The organism is Acinetobacter sp. V2 (assembly GCF_001188385.1).
GTDB lineage: Bacteria > Pseudomonadota > Gammaproteobacteria > Pseudomonadales > Moraxellaceae > Acinetobacter > Acinetobacter oleivorans.
The window spans coordinates 1426180-1426571 of sequence record NZ_JZFB01000001.1 but is presented as its reverse complement, the minus strand read 5'-3'; the positions used below and the strand labels follow the sequence as shown (position 1 = coordinate 1426571).

Sequence of the window (392 nt, the reverse complement as noted above, 5' to 3'; positions counted from 1 at the left end):
GGTGGAGATGCAGGAGCAGCAGTGATGTTGGGAACGCAGGCTGCCCTAATGGATAGCCAGTTAACATACAGTCGAAATCAGGAGCGTGAAGCTGACCGTATTGGTATGCAATATATGTATGCAGCGGGTTATAACCCGCAAAGTATGGCAGACTATTTTGAAACAATGCATCGTGCGACTAGTCGGGTAAGTTTTTTACCAGATTTCTGGCTGACCCATCCATTAACGACTGAGCGCATGAGTGAGGCCCGACTTCGTGCGAACCAGATGCCTAAAGTCAAAAATCGCATATATGATGCTGATTTTGAAATTTTAAAATGGTACACAATGGTAGTTTCAAATCAGGCTACCGAAAACCAACTACAGAGTTTAGCCTCACAAAAAAATATTGC

1 protein-coding gene is annotated in these 392 nt (G+C 43.9%); it reads left to right on the top strand.

Annotation, left to right across the window (positions count from 1 at the left end; translation table 11 throughout):
* On the top strand, positions 1 to 392 hold a 392-nt coding region (locus UC75_RS20480; protein ID WP_228137139.1), incomplete at both ends, for a M48 family metallopeptidase.